Here is a 19,016-nt window from a genome sequence, read left to right on the forward strand (position 1 = left end):
ATTTTTGCTCGCTCTGTGGTGCAAGCACAGCGTTTAACCACATGTTTTTAAACAGGTTTTCGTTTCGACATTACCACAGCGGGGACAGGCAAATTGTGCGCAAGGGGCATCTTTTCGGAGTTAATACTATTGTTCGCAAGCTTGTTCGTTGAGGCTTACTCGCCATCGCTTGTGGCTTTCTTGGAGCCCATTGTTGAAATTGAACCTGTGATAGAGACTACAAAACCATTTTCTAGGCTAAGCGTGTGACGATTCCGAAGCATTAATAAAAGATTCTATGGCAAAGACGAGTGTTTTAGCTGCCAAAAGGAGATTTGATTAAGCAGGTGCATACAGAAAGTAAAAAAGCCGTTGAATATCAACGGCTTTTTTAAAAGTGGCGGAGAGATAGGGATTTGAACCCTAGATACGCTATTAACGTATGCCGGTTTTCAAGACCGGTGCTTTCGACCACTCAGCCATCTCTCCGTTGCGGGAGGTATACTAGGTTTTGGCACGAGTTTTGTAAAGCGTTAATTTGCGCCAACGAGCTTAAGTGACGATAAACTAACCACCTGTTTACTGTCGTTTTTACCGAATAAAGCAATAATACAAGCCGATTATGGAGAGTAAATACTCTAAACAGCATTTTCTAATAAAATAATGTTTTATTAGCAAGCTTCTGATTTAAATAAAAAATAGCACTTTGGGAAAACACTTGTACGCCCGAAAGTCATTGCACATAATTGTGAAGTATTTCAAAATTAGCAAGTTGACCTTTATCAATACTAGATTTCTGAGGTTTTTATGAAAGTCGCTGACCTATTTAAACATCGTGGTGATAAGCAGCACTCAGAGCTCATGCAATGGGTATCTCCTGCTGTACGTGAATATTGGGGCGAGTTTTTGCACAAAACAAACAATCGTCAGCTATTTACTCGTCTAAGAGATTTGCAACGCCCAGCGGTCAACGATGAAGTACCGACAACCGTCGTGCCGGTGAAAGCCGAGCCAAAACCTTTTGAGCTAAAGCCAGAAGCACAAAAGCTCTATGATGAGCTGCAAAGCAAGCTAGGTGAAATCATTCACACCGGTGACTGGCTTGATATGTCTCAAGAGCGTATAAACCAGTTCGGTCAAGTAACGGAAGATATGCAGTGGATCCACACCGATCCTGAGCGTGCTGAAAACGAATCTCCGTTCAAGACAACGATTGCTCATGGCTTTCTGACACTCGCAATGCTGCCAAAGTTAACAGACAGTGTTAACCCAGACCATACATTATTTCCAACCGCAAAAATGGTGGTCAATATTGGTCTTAATCAGGTTCGTTTTCCTTATCCGGTTAAAGCCAACAGCCGAGTTCGTGCGATAAGTCGACTCTCGAAAATAACGCCCATTCGCAAAGGTTTAGAAATCGAGCGTGAAATCAAAGTAGAAATTGAAGGGGTTCGTCGCCCAGGTGCTGTGGTGGTATCCGTGATTCAATTGCACTTTTAAGTAGCCACTTATTTAAAAAAGGAGAGCCAAAAGCTCTCCTTTTTTATCGCTATTATTTATCCACTGGCGTATAACCATACTCGCTGATCAGAGCTCTAGCCTGCTTGCCTTTCAGGTACTGGATAAACGACTCAGCCTCTTTACCTAGTTCTGATTTTTTGTACAACACAAGGAATGGACGTGCAAGCTCATACTTGCGGTTGGCAATTGACTGGCTGTTCGCATCTACCCCTTCAAATTGAATCGCCTTAATTGAGCTGTCGACAGAACCAGTTGAAATAAATCCTATTGCTTGTTTATTGTGGTTAACTATGGTCTTAACCATACTGTTGCTATTAACCACCAAGTTGTCTGGGTTGATGTCAGAGACCTGGCGACCATTGACGATCTTAGTCAACCCTAACAAGCTCTCGAAACTGTAACGCGAACCTGAAGACGCTTCACGGGTTACCACGGCAATTTTCTGATCGGCACCACCAATTTCTTTCCAGTTGGTGATTTTACCTTTATAGATATCATACAACTGTTCACGGCTGACATTCTGAACCGAATTCGACTTGTTCACAACAACGGCCAAACCATCAAACGCGAGTGGCGTGACCGTCAGTGATTCATCCTGTTCTCTCTCTGTGAGGTATCGGGAGCTCATACCAATATCTGCAACACCTTTCTTTAACAAAGTGATGCCTGCCGTTGAGCCAATGCCTTGGACTGCAATATAAGTCTCTGGGTGAGCTGTATTGAAGTTTTCCGCCAACACATCCATAACACGTGCCACGGAAGTTGAACCAGACACATTGACTTCGCTCGCTAGCGTAGGGAATGTAAGTAAAGAAGAGGACAATATTGCCGCCAGCGCAACACGAATCATAATAATCTCCAATCTGATGCGGGTGAGTTAACTGGCGCTATCATATTTCGATTACATGACATTTTTGTGAAAACCTATACAGACTCTTCATATTCTTGTACATACTATGAAAAGGTGGGCATTAACTATGGAGCCGGTATGGGACTGGTCAGTTTGCTACAAAAACAAATCGAAAGTCGTGCACGGGTTATATGTGAGCAACGTAATAGGAGCTTACCCGCTGAATTGGGCAAAGCGACGTATGAGGTAACGGATAACGGAGTGGTATTTATCAAGCAACACTTTTTGCTCGATTCCACGCACTGTGACTATATGCTGCCTGTGGCCAAAGTCCAATGGGACGATGAGCGCAGTGCATGGTTGTTATCTATGCCTGACGAGTCGAAAGAAGAAAGGTGGCTGCCCTACCCTTACCTAGCACAAAGCCATGACTTGACGGCGATCATGCGCGAAGTAGACAAGGATCCTAAGTCGGTATTTTGGGACGATTAAGTATAGTCAAACATAAGGGCGCTTTCAGCGCCCTTATTTATTCGATTAAATGTCGTGGCTAATCTGTGCTCGTTTCAGCTGCTTTGACATCGTCAAAAACCTGAGTCGGCTTAGCTACAATACTGCGCGTTTCTTGGTTAACGTCATTCAGGACTAACTCAAGTACATCGCCCAAACGGTAAATCACTTGTTTATCAATCGAAACCGTACCAAGGTCACTATTGCATTCTAATCGCTCTTTATTCGCCAAAATCAAAGAGCCAGGGATGAACGCCGCCGCACCATTTTCGATTAGTCGTACTCGAACACCAGCCCGAGATACATCAAAGATTTCTCCATTAAATACGGTCCCTTTTGCTGGTTCTTCAGCTAGCGTGCGAGCATACAACCAATCACTCACACTACGTTCTGCCATCTTATGATGCTTACGATGCAAGGCCAATTCTTCACCCACAGATTCATCTGCGATTTGAACGGGCTCTTTACCCAAAATATGAGCTTTAAGCATACGGTGGTTAATCATGTCGCCGTACTTACGAATTGGAGAGGTCCACGTAGCGTACAGCTCTAGGCCCATTGCATAGTGGGGCAAAGGTTGGTTACCAATTTCGCTGTAAGCTTGGTACTTACGGATACGATTGTCTAGGTAGCTCGTCTCTTGTGTTGCCAACCAACGACGGAGTTCCGCAAATCCTTCTAGGGTCACCACACTTTCTGCATTAAACGGCAACTCACCTTCAGGGTTAACCAACTCAATCACGTCAGCGATCTTTTCTGGTTTAAAACCTGCGTGAGTATTAAATACACCTGAATCAAAGCTTGCCTTCAGCGCTTTACCTGCACAGATGTTTGCCGTAATCATCGACTCTTCAACCAAGCGATTCGCACAGCGACGCATATCTGAATGAATGGCGACTACGTCGTTATCTTCGCTTAGCTCAAAGCGGTAATCTGGTCGGTCTGGGAAAACCACCGCGTTGGTCTCGCGCCACTCTGCGCGAGCTTGAGAAAACTCGTACAAGTCACGAACAATTTCAGCAATGTCTTCCGTAGGCTGCCACGATTCAGATTGCCCTGTTTCAAGCCAATCAGATACATGATCATAAGCGAGGCGCGCGTGGGATTTAATGTTCGCGGCAAAGAACTTAACGTCATCGCCAATCACACCATCTTTGCTGATTGTAACTGTACAGCAAAGTGCTGGACGTTCTTCATTTTCGATAAGAGAACAGAGTTCATCAGCCAAATCACGCGGTAGCATCGGGATGTTGCGACCCGGCAGGTAAATGGTAAAGCCACGCTCTCGGGCAACCTTGTCCATATCGCTGTCTGGCGTGATATAGGCCGTTGGATCGGCAATCGCAATTGTCAGTTCAAAATCACCGGTTTCTGTCTTCTTCGCGTACAACGCATCGTCCATATCTTTGGTTGACTCACCATCTATGGTCACAAACGGTATGTGCGTCATGTCGATACGCGCTAAATCAGCGTCATCTTTGATTTCCCAGTTGTCGATACCTGCAGGCTCACTATTTGGCAAATCATTTTGCGCTAACGTTACCCACCAAGGGGCAATCTTGTCGTCAGCGTCGGTGATTTTCTCTGAGATCTCGACAAAGAAACCATTGTCGCCTTTCAAAGGATGCTGGGTGAGATGAGCCACCACCCAGTCCCCCTCTTTGAATTCATCACTTTTTAAGCCTTTTCTCACTTTTGCTTTCAAAGAGAGTTTCTTAAGCTGAGGATGATCAGGTGCAACATTCAACTTGCCTTTGAAGAGTTTGATACGCCCAATAAAACGGTTTACACCTTGTTCAACCAGTTCTTCTGGCTCTGCTACTTCACGTTCTTTTTCTGTGCGGATAATGGCTTTCACTTTGTCACCATGCATACATTTTTTCATGTATGGCGGCGGAATAAAGAAGCTGGTCTTGCTGTCGACTTCTAAAAAGCCGAAGCCTTTTTCAGTCGCTTTGATCGTACCTTCCTTTTTAGGAAGGTTTTCCTGAATTTGCTGCTTAAGTTGAGCCAGTAGAGGGTTATCTTGGAACATTTTAATTTCTAACTAATTCGTTCTTTATTCCGAATGACAAATGCATGCGGCGCTATATGGGCCCCAAGTTTATAAGCTTGCCGCACAAGCTAGTGGCAAGCCTATTTGGGGCATCAATCTATTGCGCACATGGTACTAGTTAATGTACTGAAAGTATATTGAAGAAGCGTTTTATCATTGATTGTTCATACTAAAGCCACAATGACAACGCTTTGTACCATTGCCTCAGAAAACAGCCTCAATTGAACTTGTGTCTAGTGATCATCTCAACCACATATCGCGCCGCCCGCGTAGCATTATGTACTCCTCCCCAATTCTCGATGACGCTTCGAATAAGGTATGTTCAACACCAAGAGCCTTGAGCAGACAACCAGTACACATTCCAGCAGCACCAGCTCCAATGATACCTACCCTTTTGTTTTTCAGTTGTGGGTTGAGCGCTGCACTTACCGGGAATACAGCGCTAATGCCGAGCAAACCGCAAAGTTTAGCAAAGCTTCTCCTATCCATTGATTTACCTATCCGTCTCGAAAATTAACAGCGACTATTTTGCGCGCTAATAGATTCATATATTCACTATTTTTGGTCATTGAATACTCGCTTTAATCAATAGTGAGAAAAATATGTGATGTAATTCAATTTTTTCTGGCTTTTTTTGTGTATTTAAGGAATAATTCCGCACCCTTAGATATGTCCCTAGCGGCTTGATGCGATTTACGACTTATCCGCATCTGAACGGATTCAGCAAAGAACTGGATTGGTAATGGAATTGGTAGAGCTCGTGGGACCTTTTGTTTACATTAATATAGTAGGATCCCAATGACAGATTCTGTAATTCAGTTTAGCGACTTAGCGCTTAACGACTCTATCCTTTCTGCACTTGACGGAATGGGTTTCGTTTCACCAACTCCAATTCAGGCTGCAGCTATCCCGCACCTAATGGAAGGTACAGACGCACTAGGTAAAGCTCAAACTGGTACTGGTAAAACTGCCGCATTCTCTTTACCTCTTCTGAACAAAATCAACCTGTCTCAGCGTAAGCCTCAAGCTATCGTTCTAGCACCAACTCGTGAACTAGCGATTCAGGTTGCTGCAGAAATGAAAAACCTCGGCCAAAACATCTCTGGCCTTAAGGTACTTGAAATCTACGGTGGTGCTTCAATCGTTGACCAAATGCGCGCCCTCAAGAGCGGTGCTCATATTGTGGTCGGTACACCAGGCCGTGTTCAAGACCTTATCAATCGTGAACGTCTGCACCTAGACGAAGTACACACATTCGTTCTTGATGAGGCGGATGAGATGCTAAACATGGGCTTCGTTGACGACGTAACTGAAATTATGGAGCACGCTCCTGAATCAGCACAACGTGTACTTTTCTCTGCAACTATGCCTCCAATGCTGAAAAACATTGTTGAGCGTTTCCTACGTGACCCTATCACTATCGACGTTGCAGGTAAAAACCACACTGTAGACAAAGTAGAGCAGCAGTTCTGGGTTGTTAAAGGTGTAGAGAAAGACGAAGCAATGTCTCGTCTTCTAGAAACAGAAGAGACTGATGCATCAATCGTATTCGTACGTACTCGTCAAGATACTGAGCGTCTTGCTGATTGGCTATGTGCTCGCGGCTTCAAAGCGTCTGCACTGCACGGTGACATTCCTCAGTCTCTACGTGAGCGTACTGTTGATCACATCAAACAAGGTGTTATCGACATCCTAGTTGCAACTGACGTTGTAGCACGTGGCCTTGACGTTCCACGTATCACACACGTATTTAACTACGACATCCCATTCGATGTCGAGTCTTACATCCACCGTATCGGCCGTACAGGTCGTGCTGGACGTAAAGGTAAAGCGATCCTTCTAGTTCGCACTAACCAAATTCGTATGCTTCGTACGATCGAGCGCGTGACTAAGTCTTCAATGGAAGAAATTCAACTTCCACTTCGTGACAAGGTAGCAGAAGCTCGTTTGGTTAAACTTGGTGCAGAGCTTGAGCAAGAGAAAGAACACAAATCTCTTGAGAAGTTCGGTGAGCTTGTAGAAAAGCTACAAGATACGCTAGAGATTGACGCAGCAACACTTGCAGCAATCCTACTTAAACGCCAACAAGGTAAGCGCCCACTGTTCTACATTGGCGAAGATCCAATGATTGAAGCAATTGAACGTGACAAGCAACGCCGTAAAGAGCGTCGCGAAGGTGGTCGTGACGGTCGTGGTCGTGATCGCAACTTCAACAACCAAGACTGGGATACTTACCAGCTTCAGGTTGGTCGTGATCAAGGTGTTCAAGTTAAAGATATCGTTGGCGCACTAGCAAACGAGCTTGGCCTAGTTAAAGGCTCTATCGGTGCGATTAAACTAGCACAGGGCGAGACTTACGTTCAGCTGCCAAAAGCGATGTCTTCTGAGACAGCGAACAAGCTGCGCAAACTACGCATTCGTCAGAAAGAAGTGGGTGCGGTAGTGTGTGACTTTGATGATTTCCGTGAACCTCGTGGTCGTCGTGACGGTGGACGTCGCGATGGTGGTCGCCGTGATGGCGGTTACCGTGGCAATCGTGACGGAAACCGTGAAGGTGGCTATCGTGGTAACCGAGAAGGTGGCCGTGGTAATCGCGACGGTGGCCGTCGTGATGGCGAGCGTCGCTTTGACCGTAACCGTGGTGGTGACCACCGTGGCAACCATCGTGGTGAACGCGGACATGGCCGTGACCGTCGCAGCGAAGCTTAATTAGCATTCATGGAAAAGCCCCACCAGCTCAGCTAGTGGGGCTTTTTATTATCTACGGTTAATCAATTGGCTGCCAATGAGAGGGAGGCTTCAAACCCCAGCGTTCCATCTCCGCCGGGGAATAAATAGCTCTGCCCTGTTCACCAATAGCAATAGGGATTTGATCGGCAATTTCACCCGCTAAGATCCGGTTGACCATAGTACCTGCCTGCTTACCTTGACTTTCGCCAAATAAGACGACACCTCCGCTCGCTTTGCCCGTTCCCACGGCGAAATCCCAGAAAGCAAACAATGGTGTTGTGGCATGTTCATTGGTCCACTGCAACACCTGCTCTGAAGGTACACTCTCACCTCCGTCATCAATCAATGTATGATACAAACCTATGATGATCATCGCCACATTGTCAGCTTTGGCCCCCATAATCGCGGCTTCCCATTCATTACGCGTCGACAGCAGTAGTATTTCCGTTTCAATTCCTAGATTATCTTTGATCATTTCATATTGCCGTTGAATGTACTTCGCCGCAATTTTGGACGTCACTCCTGAGTCAAACATCACACGTACTTTAAAATAGCGCTCAGGATAGACAAGACTGAGATCACCAAGGTTTTTGACGTACAAAGGAAGCTCTAATACTCCTGTAATCTTGGCTTGTCCCCGATATTGGAACAAAAGATAACGAGGGTTAGCGTTAATCCCTAAGAACACAATAGAAATCGGTTCCTTATAAAGCCTAGGTAGCATGTAATTTAACGCGTTATCGTCACCCAGAATAACAACGTCTGGCTGTAAGCTGTAATAGTACGACAGCGCTTCGTCGGCTCTAGACTCGAATTCTTTGGCCGGTAGGCGTTTAGTGTCCATTTGAAACCGATAAAGCTGTGCGGAATCGGTCAAGACCGACTCAATCCCTTTGACATAGCTGGCGTCCCATGGATATTCAGCGTGATAGCTCTCTATAAGCAGCACTTTCTCAGCTTGAGAATAGCCACAGTAAAGCAATAACCAAAGCGTCAATACTCTCATAGACCATCTCAAAAAATGCAACTCATGCTTTAGTTTAGGATTAAAAACCATCTTTGGTATGAATAGCACGTTATAAAAGTCAACCAGTGCAGACTATACTCAAGTAAAAACACGACGTTAGAGTCCTATGAGCCGCAGTAAAAAAGTAGAAGAAAGCATAAACAACCCCTTGTATAGCAGGATTGGTCGTCGGATTATTTTACTCATGGTGACATTGAGTAGCGTGGTGACACTGCTTACCACTGTATTGCAACTGTCTTGGGATTATGAAAAAGAGTTCAATGATGTTGAGCAAAGGCACGTTGAGATACGTGACGTGCATGCGAGCTTGTTAGCCTCTTCCCTGTGGTCTTTTGATTTAGTCGTTCTACAGGAAAGACTCGATGGATTGGTCAACTTACCCAAAATTGACTACCTTGAAGTTCATTCCGGAAACTACACCTTCAACTCTGGTAAAAAAGTCAAAGGCAATGTCGTCAAAGCCACCTACTTGCTGACCTATCGTGACCCAGAAGATGGCCATACTGAAGACATTGGCACCATCAATGTTGAATCCAATGCACAAGAAATCTACGACTATCTAATTCAACAGTTTATTTCTACATTATTACTCAATGCCTTTAAGACTCTGCTTGTCTGCTCCATTATGCTGTTTATCTTCCATGCCAGTGTCAATCGTCGCATATTTCAAATTGCACAATACCTTCGGGCATTTAACCCTCGCCACCCCAGCAAGCCTTTAGTGTTAGAAAGGCAGCGCTGGATCCAAGAGAAAGATGACGAACTGGATTGGCTCGGTGAGGGTGCGAATAAAATCAGCAGCAACATCACTCTGCTCTACAACAGCATCAAAGAAGAGCAGGAACGATTGGCTGATTTTACCCATGTATCTTCCGATTGGTTATGGGAAACCGATGATCTTGGCCGACTTGTTTATTGCTCAGAAACAATGAAGGAGACCCTGGAATTGACCACAGTGAATCACATCAGCTTTACTGAAATCCAAGGTTTACGTGATGCGACAGGCCTACATCAGGCCATTTCTAAGCGCAATGACTTCACACAAATTGAAGAAAGTGTCACCATCAATAGCATGACTTTATATCTCTTATTCCAAGCGAAAGCACGCTATGAAAATAGTCAATTTTTAGGCTTTAGAGGTACTGCCATCAACATTACCGAACTCAAGCTGACGCAGATTGAACTTGAAGAACTCAACCAAAATCTTGAACGCTTGGTCGCCTCAAGAACCTTGGACCTCAAACAAAGCATGGAGCAACTGCAAGAGACTCAGGACAAGCTGGTTGAATCAGAAAAACTCGCAGCCTTAGGAGGGCTGGTAGCAGGTGTTGCTCATGAAGTGAATACGCCACTCGGCATTGCAGTCACAGCAACCTCAGTGATAAGGGACGTGACCAGTGAGCTCAACGCGGCTTTTGCCGCCCAGACTCTGACCAGTACTCAGTTTGAGACGCTGATGAAACGTATGTCTGATGGCAGCCAAATGCTAGAACACAACCTTAGTAGAGCTGCAAAACTGGTGAAAGATTTCAAACAAACCGCCGTTGATCAAGTCTCCGAAGCTCGCTCGCCGTTTAACGTCCTTCAGGTGCTAGAAGCCCTACTCGCCAGTTTGCACCCGGAAACGCGTAAAGTACCTGTAGCGCCGCGCCTGAGTGGCGACTCATCGATCGTGATGACTAGCTTACCGGGTGTGCTCACTCAGATCATTTCTAATCTAGTGATGAACAGTATTAACCACGCGTTTGACGACCAGCCTGATGCTGAGATTGAGATACATTTTTATGCCGTTGATGACTCAGTAGTATTTGAATACCGGGACAATGGCAGTGGCGTTGAAGAGTCGTTGCATCAGAAGATTTTTGAACCATTCTATACCAGTAAACGCGGTTTGGGTGGTTCAGGATTGGGGCTTAACTTAGTGTTTAATTTAGTGAAACAGAAACTCCAAGGAGAGCTGAAATTCAACTCTCAACCAGGGGAAGGAGTATTGTTTATACTCACGATCCCCAAAGAGCTTCCTTTGGATGAACAACAAGATTAATCTGGGAGTGAGTTACGAATTTCAATAAATTCGTCCCAGTGCTGAACAAGGAGCTCGACCAATTCCGGTTCAAAGTGCTTACCTTTTTGTGCGACCAGCTCGACCATAATATCTTCATCGCTCCATGGCTCTTTGTAGCTGCGTTTCGCACCCAATGCGTCAAACACATCCGCTAGAGCGGTGATACGACCGGTGACAGGGATGTCCAAACCTGATAAACCATTTGGGTAACCAGTCCCATCCCATTTTTCATGATGATAACCAGCGATTTCCTTAGCAACAGTAATCAAGCGACGCTTAGACTTGCTCAAAATATCAACACCGTAATCAACATGCTTCTTCATTATCTCCCACTCTTCCGCATTAAGTTTACCGGGTTTGTGAAGGATAGAATCCGGTACCGCTACCTTCCCTACATCATGTAAAGGCGACGCATGTTTGATCATTGATGCATCATACTCACTCAATCCATATAGCTGAGCCAGTTTTTCACTGAACAAAGACACTCGCTGTACGTGCGCCCCTGTTTCTTTACTCCGCGCTTCAACCGCATTAGCCAAGTTGTAAACCAGCTCTTTCGATGTTTCTCGGATATCGAGCATCAAGCTTAGATTTTCAAAGGTTAGCCCTATATTTTGCATATAGATTTCGAGTAGCTGCATGTCGAGCTCGGTCAGTACACGAGCGACATTGACATATAGGATACAGTCAACCCCTTGCTCATCATGCGTATACAATACATAGGCGTCGCCAAAATTTTCTGACTTCTGAGTCTCAAAGACTCGTTTACACCGTTCTGAGACTTCTTGAGGTAGCTTTTCAAATGCACATTCGCTATAGAAATCAACGAAATTGCCCGTTGCAGCGAGCGTTAAAGCACGCGACTCTTCGCCATTCGGTCTTGGCTGAACAATGCAGTACAAAGCAGATTTGTCCAGTTTAAGTAACGAGGTCAGTTGTTCTAAAACGCAAGTAGCGTAAGTCTGAAGGGTATTGGTGTTTTGAACATACGCTGACGCTTCAATAACTTTGCTAAGCCCCTTCTTTTGATGTTCAATCAAACAAAGATCACGGTAGGAACGAAGCATGGAATAAAGTAGGGTTTTGAGTTTCTGCGTAGTCAGTTCGGTTTTTTCTTTGTAGTCGTCGATTTCATATTCACGAATGACGGTATCTTCTGGCGCCTGCCCCGCCTGCCCGGTTCGCAGCACGAGGCGAACTAAGCTGTTACCTAGCTCTTCACGGACATATTTAACCAGCTCTAAACCAGCATGCTCGGTTTCCATCACCACATCAACAAGCGCGAGAGCGATATCATCTGCGCTCTGGAAAATACCTTTCGCTTCCTCCGCTGAGTGAGCAGAGATAAGCTCTAAGTGTCTTCCTTCAAATTCAAAATCAGATAGGGCCAGCTTCGTAACCTGATGCATCTGCTCATCATCATCGATAAGTAGCACTTTCCAAGGAGTAGCCAAATTTTCAGTATTACTACTGCCTTCGACCTCAGGTTGTTGTGACTGTCGATGGTCCGCAAACAATTCCATTTCTTGTCTAACCCCCTAATTCTATTTCCCTATCTTAAGTTTTAGCACAAACTTATAGAAAAAGTGTAAATGGCATTCAATATGCAGCTTCATTCCGCCATTTGGTGGAAATATTTAACCACATGAAATTTATGGATATAAACAATCTCGACACATCAATTTATTGCACGTACCGTTTTTCGTTCAACCAGAGTGGGCTCCAACTGAACGACTTGTGGTTCCGTCTCTCCACCTTCTAACTTCTTCAATACGGCTTCCACAGCAGCTTTACCTAAACGGTATTTAGGTTGGTGGATAGTCGTCAGGGCCGGGGTCATAAACTTGGAGATGTGGATATCATCGTAACCGATAATGGAAAGTTCCTCTGGTACTCGAATTCCTTTCTCATGGGCGGCATTAATCACGCCCATCGACATCATATCATTGCAGACGAAAATCGAACTGGGTAACGAACCTTTGGCGTGCATCTTGTTCAGCGCCTCATAGCCGCCTTCACATTCGAAGTCAGATTCAATAATCCAATTTGGATTGAATTCTATCCCTGCTTCTATCAAAGCGCGTTTATAACCTTCATAACGCATCTGTGCCTGATGTTTGGCTAAAGGTCCCGTTATACAACCTATCTCTGTGTGGCCCGATTCAATCAGATGCTTCGCCGCCATGTAGCCGCCGCGTAAGGAATTATCCTGAATTTTATCACTGGTAAACAGCATCGGACCCCAGTCCATCACGACGACTGGAATATCAGGGTATTTCTCGAACACATCGATGCGTTCCCCTTCTAAAGAAGAACACATAAGAATCAACCCATCAACGCGCTTTTGCAACAGGGTGTTAATCGACTCACGCATACGTTCGTTGTCCCCTTCGGTGTTGCATAAAATAAGGTTATAGCCTTGTTGATAGCAACTGCGTTCTACCCCCTTAACCACTTCGCCAAAGAAGGGGTTTGTCGAGGTCGTTACTAGCATACCGATGGTGTTAGTGCGATTGATCTTGAGGCTACGGGCAAGCGCGGAAGGCGTGTAGTTAAGTTCTTGAGCCGCTTTATTGACACGCTCAGAGATTTCTTCACTCACATAACGAGACTGATTAATGACATGGCTGACCGTTGAAGTGGAAACCCCGGCGAGCCGGGCAATATCTTTCATTGTAGCCATGTCACTATCTCCTTACATTTGACTAACTGTGTTGCTCGAGAAAAGTATCCACTTCCTGTCGGCTAGGAATTGAAGTCTGAGCGCCAAAACGTGTCACGGAAATGGCTGCCGCAGCGTGAGCAAACTTTATCGCAGATTCTAGAGGCAAATCTTCCAATAAACCAGTGACCAAGGCTCCATTAAAGGTATCGCCTGCAGCTGTAGTATCTGTTGCTTCGACTCGGAAGCCTGGAATAAGTTCACCACACTCATTGAGACTAAGCCATACTCCTTTAGCACCGAGTGTTATCAAGACGACCTCTATTCCCTTACGGTGAAGCGCATTTGCAGCTTCTTGCGCTGACTGGTTGTCCGTTACTGTAATACCAGTAAGCACTTCAGCTTCGGTTTCATTAGGCGTAATCACATCAATACATGCCAGCAATTCATCCGATAACTCACGCGCTGGCGCTGGATTCAGGATGACGTTAGTTCTCGACGCTTTTGCTACTTGCGCAGCTTTTTCAATGCCGCACATCGGTGTTTCCAACTGTATGAGCAGATAGTTGGCCTGACGAATTCGCTCTAAATCAACGTCAATCGCGTCTTCAGTTAGCTTCGCATTCGCCTCCGCGGAGATACATATACTGTTTTCACCACTTTCAGCTACCTGAATCATGGCAATGCCAGTTGGACAATTCGGCTGCATTTTGACCCCTGCAATATTGATGTTGTCCATTTTAAAGCTTTCACGAATATTGATACCAAACGCATCATCACCGACACAGGCGATGAATCCGGTGTCTGCGTTTAATCGCGCAGCCGCGACGGCTTGATTTGCTCCTTTACCACCTGGGATAACTTGATAATTGCGACCATGTAATGTCTCGCCTGGACGAGGAAAAGAAGGCACTTGGAGAACATGGTCAGCGTTAACACTACCTAATACCACTAACTTATTCATACGGTTATCCTCGGTTCAATTGAACCTGACTAATTTGCAACGGGAGTTATAAGTTTGCGCTCTCGCAAAAGCGCAAACTTATTTGCCCTCCTCCGCCAAACGACAGATTAAAATGGCAAGAAGGGCAAAATTCACATTACTTTGTGATCACTTTCAGAGGTACTGGGATGTACTCTTCAACAGACTCACCTTTCAGTACTTTGTCTGCCGTTTCGATACCTAATGAACCGATAAGATCTGGCTGCTGTGCCACTGTCGCAGCCAATTTACCGCGGTTAACGGCAGCGATACCATCATCAGTACCATCGAAACCAACGATCATCACGTCTTTGCCTGATGCTTGAACAGCGCGCAGTGCGCCTAGCGCCATTTCATCATTTTGAGCAAAAACCGCTTGTACATTTGGATTGGCAGCGAGCAAGTTTTCCATTACGTTGAGACCTTTAGTGCGGTCGAAGTCAGCCGGTTGGCTTGCTAGCAGTTCCATCTCTCCACCGTTGACGGCGTTCATGAAGCCTTCACCGCGCTCACGCGCCGCTGACGTACCTGCAATGCCTTCAAGCTGAATAACCTTTGCCTTTTCACCCACTTTTTCCATAATGAAATGACCCGCCATTTCACCACCGACTACGTTATCTGAAGCTATGTGGCTTACCACATCACCACGGCTTGCACCACGGTCTAGAGTCAGTACAGGGATATCAGAGCGGTTTGCCATGCGGATTGCATTTGAAACTGCATCAGAATCGGTTGGGTTGATCAGGATAGCTTTTACACCTCGAACTGTAAGGTCTTCGACGTTAGACAGCTCTTTACTTGGGTCATTTTGTGAGTCCAGAACAATCAGGTCATAGCCCAGCTCTTTGGCTTTTGCTTGTGCGCCATCTTTCATCGTAACGAAGAATGGGTTGTTCAGCGTCGACAGTACGATAGCGACCGTGTCTTGCGCCTGTGCTGAAATAGAAACGGTGGATGAAAGCAGTGCAGCGGAGATAAGAGTTGCGAGTTTTTTCATTGTGTTTAGTCCTTGTGTAGGGTGGCTCGGAGTACTTACCTCCAAGCCTTTTTTGAATTACTTGTTCTTGTTGTCGACCAATACCGCAAGCAGAATAACCACGGCTTTAGCGATCATCTGGTAATAAGATGACACGTCGAGCAAGTTAAGAGCGTTGTTTAGGAAGCCGATGATGAGCGCACCAATTAATGTGCCCATAATTCGACCCTTACCGCCCATCAGACTGGTACCACCGAGTACAACGGCTGCAATGGCATCCAGTTCATAGCCCATACCAGCGGTTGGCTGAGCAGAAGAAAGACGAGATGTGATAATGATGCCCGCTAGAGCAGACAGCAGACCACATATAGCGTAAACACCAATCTTAACGCGATCGACGTTGATGCCAGATAGGCGTGTCGCAGATTCATTGCCGCCTAATGCATACACATAGCGACCAAAGCGTGTGTGATTAAGTAAATACCAAGCCGCAGCGAACACGATAACCATCAACCAGACTGGAACAGGAATACCCAAAGCGTAACCTGTACCAAACCATGCGAAAGCATCAGCGGTATCGGTAAAGCCTGTCGAAATTGGACGACCATCGGTGTACACCATAGTGACACCACGTAATAAGGTCATGGTGACCAGTGTTGCGATAAATGCTTGCACCTTACCTTTGGCGATAATGATGCCGCTGATAGCACCCAGTGCTGCCCCAGCAAATAAAGCCGTTGGAACCGCGATCAAAACTGGCACTTCCAAAGCGATCAAGCTTGCCGCAAACGCACCACATAAAGCCAGAACGGAGCCAACGCTCAGATCAATACCTGCGGTTAGGATAACCAAGGTCATACCTACTGCAATAATTGCGTTTATCGAAGTCTGACGCAGAATGTTAAGAATGTTATCGACCGTAAAAAAGTTGGGGTTAAGGAACGATACAACAACAATTAGGAAGATAAGTGCAATGAGCGACTTTTGTTCAATAAGCCACTCTTTGCTGAACAGTTTTTTGCTGCCCGCTTGGTTTGGTTTGCTCATGGTATTAGTACTCATGCTGCTTCCTCGTTTATTTCTTTGCCTACTGCACACGCCAACAACTTCTCCTGATCGGCGTCTTTGGCATCAAACTCACCACTAATGCGGCCTTCATGCATCACAATAATGCGGTCGCTCATTCCCAATACTTCCGGCATTTCTGAAGAGACCAGAATGATACTCATGCCTTCGGCCTTGAATTTATTGATGAGCTGGTAAATTTCTTTCTTTGCACCGACATCGACACCACGAGTGGGCTCGTCAAGGATCAGTACTTTAGGTTTAGTCATCAGACCTTTCGCTATCGCTACCTTCTGCTGGTTACCACCAGATAGATTGCCAATGATCTGATCGCGAGTTGGCGTCTTAATGTTAAAGAGTTTAATAAAGTCTTCGACGGCAACCACTTCATCACCATGCTGAATTCGACCACCTTTGGTCAACTTATCCAGAGCGCAAAGCGACATGTTCTCTTTGACTGACAAACCCAAGACTAAGCCATCGCCCTTACGATCTTCAGAAATATAAGCAATACCGTTTACAAGGCCATCTTGTGGGCTCACTGGATTAATGGTCTTGTTATTCAGATTAATTACGCCGCGCTCACTGGGCAGAGCACCATAGATAACTTTCATCAATTCAGTTCGACCAGCGCCCATCAAACCCGAGACACCGAGTATTTCACCGCGCTGCAGTTTAAAACTGATGTCGTGAACCCCAGAGCCAGTCAATCCAATCACTTCAAGGCAAATGTCGCCATGTTGAACGTCAATGCGTGGGTATTGCTCTTCTAGCTTACGACCAACCATCATCTCGATCAGTCCATCTTCGTCGGTATACGCTACAGAGCACTCGCCAATGAACTTTCCATCACGGAGCACTGTGATGTCATCGCAGATTTCAAAAATCTCTTTCAGACGGTGAGAGATATAAACAATGCCGCAGCCTTGCTCACGTAATTCTCGAATCACGGCAAACAAAGACTCAGTTTCGGTATCCGTCAGTGCATCGGTCGGCTCATCCATAATGATGACTTTCGACTCAAACGACAGGGCTTTAGCAATCTCAACCATCTGCTGTTCACCGAGGCTAAGCTCGCCTAACAGTTGTTTAGCACTGTGCTTTACGTTCAGTCTTGCTAACAATTTGTCCGCTTCAGCATACATTTTGTCCCACTGAATTCGACCCATTGCGCCTGTAAACTCTCGGCCAAGGAAGATATTTTCTGCAATCGTGAGTTCCGGGATCAGGTTTAGCTCTTGGTGAATAATGCTGATTCCCGCTTGCTGCGAATCACGCGGGCCTTTAAACGCAGCTGGTTGGCCTTGGTAATGAATGCTACCTGAATCTTTGCTGTAAATTCCCGTCAACACTTTCATCAAGGTTGACTTGCCCGCACCGTTTTCCCCCATCAAAGCCATCACTTTACCGGGATAAACGTTCAAACTCGCTTTATCCAAGGCTTTGACGCCAGGAAAAGCTTTCTCAATCTCACTCAGTTGTAGAATAGCTTGAGTCATAATGGGTCCTCAGTCTCAAACGGCTTAAAACACAACACCAGCTTGGAAAATCACATTGGCGTAAGGCGTACACTCACCCGTTCTCACTACAGCACGACTTTGGTGCGTGCGCGTTTTGAATTCTTCATGTGGTACATAAACTACTGAAATAGTTTTTCCTGTCTGCGCTTGTTCAGCACGCAGCTCAGCAATCAAAGTTTCATGATGCGCTGGACTGACGGAGGCAAACTCTTCAGCAATGATCACACCTTCTATTTGCGACTCCGAAAGAATCACTCGCACAGTTTCCAGAAAGCCCGGCACGCCATGAGTCAACGCGAGATCTATACGCTGTACTTGCTCGGGGATCGGTAAACCTGCATCACATATCGTGATTTCATCAGTATGGCCTAGTGTCGCCACGAGGTAAGAAAGTTCAGAGTTTATCAGGGTACTTTTTTTCATTTCATCGACCTATCGATTACACGTTCAAACTGCCTTGAGTTTCTATTTCACACTGGTCTTGCTATTAACAAAAAACTCATCGAAACGTTTCGATGAAATCATAATCGCTGACTTCAGTTTTGCGAGTCACTCATCTTTAGAGTGTGAAACGGATCCTTAATTGATGGTTTTGACAGCGCCAAAAAGTGACATCATTCACCAAATTTGATGCATTTATTCGCGTATCAGCCCCTTGATTCGGCCGTAAATTACACACTTGAGACGCAAATTTGGGTATAGTGGCGCAAACAAAACATTGAGAGAAACGATGAAAAAAATAGTTTTCGTTCTTGCCACAGCGATAGCACTGAGCGCGTGCCAAGAAGAAATCGGCACACAGGAATGGTGTGACAATATGCAAGATAAACCGAAGAGCGAATGGAATGCTCAGGGAGCGCTCGACTTTGCCAAGCACTGTGTCTTTCAAAATACGGTCGGTAGCGAAGATTGGTGCCAAGACTTAGCTGATAAACCGAAAGGCGACTGGACAGCCAACGAAGCTACCAGCTACGCCAAACATTGCATTCTTTAATCTCTAAGTACAACGCCACCCTTACCTAATGGTATGATTGCCGTCATTATTTGGTTAGATTCACAGCAAAGAAAGCAAT

Annotated in this window: 16 protein-coding genes and 1 tRNA gene; 5 read left to right on the top strand and 12 right to left on the bottom strand. The window is 45.5% G+C overall.

Annotated elements, in window-relative coordinates; all coding sequences use genetic code 11:
• Window positions 1-377: 377 nt before the first annotated feature.
• A tRNA-Ser gene (locus TW84_RS20510) sits at window positions 378-468 on the bottom strand.
• 318 nt (window positions 469-786) lie between these two features.
• Between TW84_RS20510 and TW84_RS20515 the strand changes: the two genes are divergently transcribed.
• Window positions 787-1,479 (top strand): MaoC family dehydratase, encoded by a 693-nt coding sequence (locus TW84_RS20515; protein ID WP_045977482.1) that lies wholly within the window; start codon window positions 787-789, stop codon window positions 1,477-1,479.
• Window positions 1,480-1,531: 52 nt separating this feature from the next.
• Here the strand turns inward: TW84_RS20515 and TW84_RS20520 are convergent, their stop codons facing one another.
• A complete protein-coding gene (locus tag TW84_RS20520) occupies window positions 1,532-2,350 on the bottom strand; it encodes a phosphate ABC transporter substrate-binding protein (RefSeq protein WP_045977483.1) in 819 nt (272 codons plus the stop codon).
• Window positions 2,351-2,488: 138 nt separating this feature from the next.
• Here TW84_RS20520 and TW84_RS20525 point away from each other — a divergent pair, with 138 nt between their 5' ends.
• Entirely contained in the window at window positions 2,489-2,842 is a 354-nt protein-coding gene (locus tag TW84_RS20525) for a DUF3024 domain-containing protein (RefSeq protein ID WP_045977484.1), read from the top strand.
• Between the two features lie 58 nt (window positions 2,843-2,900).
• Here the strand turns inward: TW84_RS20525 and rnb are convergent, their stop codons facing one another.
• Window positions 2,901-4,895, bottom strand: coding sequence for an exoribonuclease II (gene rnb, locus TW84_RS20530; RefSeq protein WP_045977485.1), 1,995 nt, complete (start codon window positions 4,893-4,895; stop codon window positions 2,901-2,903).
• A gap of 261 nt (window positions 4,896-5,156) precedes the next feature.
• On the bottom strand, window positions 5,157-5,405 hold the full coding sequence (locus tag TW84_RS20535) for an NAD(P)-binding protein (RefSeq protein ID WP_045977486.1): 249 nt from the start codon (window positions 5,403-5,405) through the stop codon (window positions 5,157-5,159).
• Window positions 5,406-5,714: 309 nt separating this feature from the next.
• On the opposite strand from TW84_RS20535, the gene TW84_RS20540 reads away from it, so the two are divergent.
• The gene (locus TW84_RS20540; RefSeq protein WP_045977487.1) at window positions 5,715-7,625 is read left to right on the top strand and encodes a DEAD/DEAH box helicase; all 1,911 of its coding nucleotides are present in this window, start codon (window positions 5,715-5,717) and stop codon (window positions 7,623-7,625) included.
• Between the two features lie 58 nt (window positions 7,626-7,683).
• On the opposite strand, the gene TW84_RS20545 is transcribed toward TW84_RS20540, so the two are convergent.
• Window positions 7,684-8,652, bottom strand: coding sequence for an ABC transporter substrate-binding protein (locus TW84_RS20545; protein WP_045977488.1), 969 nt, complete (start codon window positions 8,650-8,652; stop codon window positions 7,684-7,686).
• Between the two features lie 127 nt (window positions 8,653-8,779).
• Between TW84_RS20545 and TW84_RS20550 the strand changes: the two genes are divergently transcribed.
• Window positions 8,780-10,717 carry a PAS domain-containing sensor histidine kinase gene (locus TW84_RS20550; RefSeq protein ID WP_045977489.1) on the top strand — a complete coding sequence of 646 codons (1,938 nt, stop codon included), beginning with the start codon at window positions 8,780-8,782 and terminating at the stop codon, window positions 10,715-10,717.
• Here the strand turns inward: TW84_RS20550 and TW84_RS20555 are convergent.
• The 7 genes from TW84_RS20555 to rbsD all read right to left on the bottom strand — a co-directional run bounded on the left by TW84_RS20555 (window position 10,714) and on the right by rbsD (window position 18,366).
• Entirely contained in the window at window positions 10,714-12,261 is a 1,548-nt protein-coding gene (locus TW84_RS20555) for a DUF3369 domain-containing protein (protein WP_045977490.1), read from the bottom strand. The genes TW84_RS20550 and TW84_RS20555 overlap by 4 nt on opposite strands.
• 155 nt (window positions 12,262-12,416) lie before the next feature.
• Window positions 12,417-13,421: a substrate-binding domain-containing protein gene (locus tag TW84_RS20560; protein ID WP_045977491.1), complete on the bottom strand. Its 1,005-nt coding sequence runs from the start codon at window positions 13,419-13,421 to the stop codon at window positions 12,417-12,419.
• Between the two features lie 22 nt (window positions 13,422-13,443).
• Window positions 13,444-14,364, bottom strand: coding sequence for a ribokinase (gene rbsK, locus TW84_RS20565; protein ID WP_045977492.1), 921 nt, complete (start codon window positions 14,362-14,364; stop codon window positions 13,444-13,446).
• 136 nt (window positions 14,365-14,500) lie between these two features.
• On the bottom strand, window positions 14,501-15,379 hold the full coding sequence (gene rbsB, locus TW84_RS20570; RefSeq protein WP_045977493.1) for a ribose ABC transporter substrate-binding protein RbsB: 879 nt from the start codon (window positions 15,377-15,379) through the stop codon (window positions 14,501-14,503).
• Between the two features lie 57 nt (window positions 15,380-15,436).
• Window positions 15,437-16,420, bottom strand: a complete 984-nt coding sequence (rbsC, locus tag TW84_RS20575) for a ribose ABC transporter permease (RefSeq protein WP_045977494.1) — start codon at window positions 16,418-16,420, stop codon at window positions 15,437-15,439.
• On the bottom strand, window positions 16,417-17,922 hold the full coding sequence (gene rbsA, locus TW84_RS20580; RefSeq protein ID WP_045977495.1) for a ribose ABC transporter ATP-binding protein RbsA: 1,506 nt from the start codon (window positions 17,920-17,922) through the stop codon (window positions 16,417-16,419). The genes rbsC and rbsA overlap by 4 nt, the downstream gene beginning before the upstream one ends.
• A 24-nt stretch (window positions 17,923-17,946) precedes the next feature.
• A complete protein-coding gene (gene rbsD / locus TW84_RS20585) occupies window positions 17,947-18,366 on the bottom strand; it encodes a D-ribose pyranase (RefSeq protein WP_045977496.1) in 420 nt (139 codons plus the stop codon).
• Window positions 18,367-18,673: 307 nt separating this feature from the next.
• Here rbsD and TW84_RS20590 point away from each other — a divergent pair, with 307 nt between their 5' ends.
• Entirely contained in the window at window positions 18,674-18,937 is a 264-nt protein-coding gene (locus tag TW84_RS20590; RefSeq protein ID WP_045977497.1) for a DUF3012 domain-containing protein, read from the top strand.
• Window positions 18,938-19,016: the final 79 nt, after the last annotated feature.

The organism is Vibrio neptunius (assembly GCF_000967495.1).
GTDB lineage: Bacteria > Pseudomonadota > Gammaproteobacteria > Enterobacterales > Vibrionaceae > Vibrio > Vibrio neptunius.

Bases quoted from the DNA above. Each gene is read 5' to 3' on its own strand.
- TW84_RS20515 (WP_045977482.1), top strand. From the start codon at position 787: ATGAAAGTCGCTGACCTATTTAAACATCGTGGTGATAAGCAGCACTCA.
- TW84_RS20520 (WP_045977483.1), bottom strand. From the start codon at position 2,350: ATGATTCGTGTTGCGCTGGCGGCAATATTGTCCTCTTCTTTACTTACA.
- rbsA (WP_045977495.1), bottom strand. From the start codon at position 17,922: ATGACTCAAGCTATTCTACAACTGAGTGAGATTGAGAAAGCTTTTCCT.
- rnb (WP_045977485.1), bottom strand. From the start codon at position 4,895: ATGTTCCAAGATAACCCTCTACTGGCTCAACTTAAGCAGCAAATTCAG.
- rbsD (WP_045977496.1), bottom strand. From the start codon at position 18,366: ATGAAAAAAAGTACCCTGATAAACTCTGAACTTTCTTACCTCGTGGCG.
- TW84_RS20540 (WP_045977487.1), top strand. From the start codon at position 5,715: ATGACAGATTCTGTAATTCAGTTTAGCGACTTAGCGCTTAACGACTCT.
- TW84_RS20555 (WP_045977490.1), bottom strand. From the start codon at position 12,261: ATGGAATTGTTTGCGGACCATCGACAGTCACAACAACCTGAGGTCGAA.
- TW84_RS20535 (WP_045977486.1), bottom strand. From the start codon at position 5,405: ATGGATAGGAGAAGCTTTGCTAAACTTTGCGGTTTGCTCGGCATTAGC.
- TW84_RS20525 (WP_045977484.1), top strand. From the start codon at position 2,489: ATGGGACTGGTCAGTTTGCTACAAAAACAAATCGAAAGTCGTGCACGG.
- rbsC (WP_045977494.1), bottom strand. From the start codon at position 16,420: ATGAGTACTAATACCATGAGCAAACCAAACCAAGCGGGCAGCAAAAAA.
- TW84_RS20545 (WP_045977488.1), bottom strand. From the start codon at position 8,652: ATGAGAGTATTGACGCTTTGGTTATTGCTTTACTGTGGCTATTCTCAA.
- rbsK (WP_045977492.1), bottom strand. From the start codon at position 14,364: ATGAATAAGTTAGTGGTATTAGGTAGTGTTAACGCTGACCATGTTCTC.
- TW84_RS20560 (WP_045977491.1), bottom strand. From the start codon at position 13,421: ATGGCTACAATGAAAGATATTGCCCGGCTCGCCGGGGTTTCCACTTCA.
- rbsB (WP_045977493.1), bottom strand. From the start codon at position 15,379: ATGAAAAAACTCGCAACTCTTATCTCCGCTGCACTGCTTTCATCCACC.
- TW84_RS20590 (WP_045977497.1), top strand. From the start codon at position 18,674: ATGAAAAAAATAGTTTTCGTTCTTGCCACAGCGATAGCACTGAGCGCG.
- TW84_RS20550 (WP_045977489.1), top strand. From the start codon at position 8,780: ATGAGCCGCAGTAAAAAAGTAGAAGAAAGCATAAACAACCCCTTGTAT.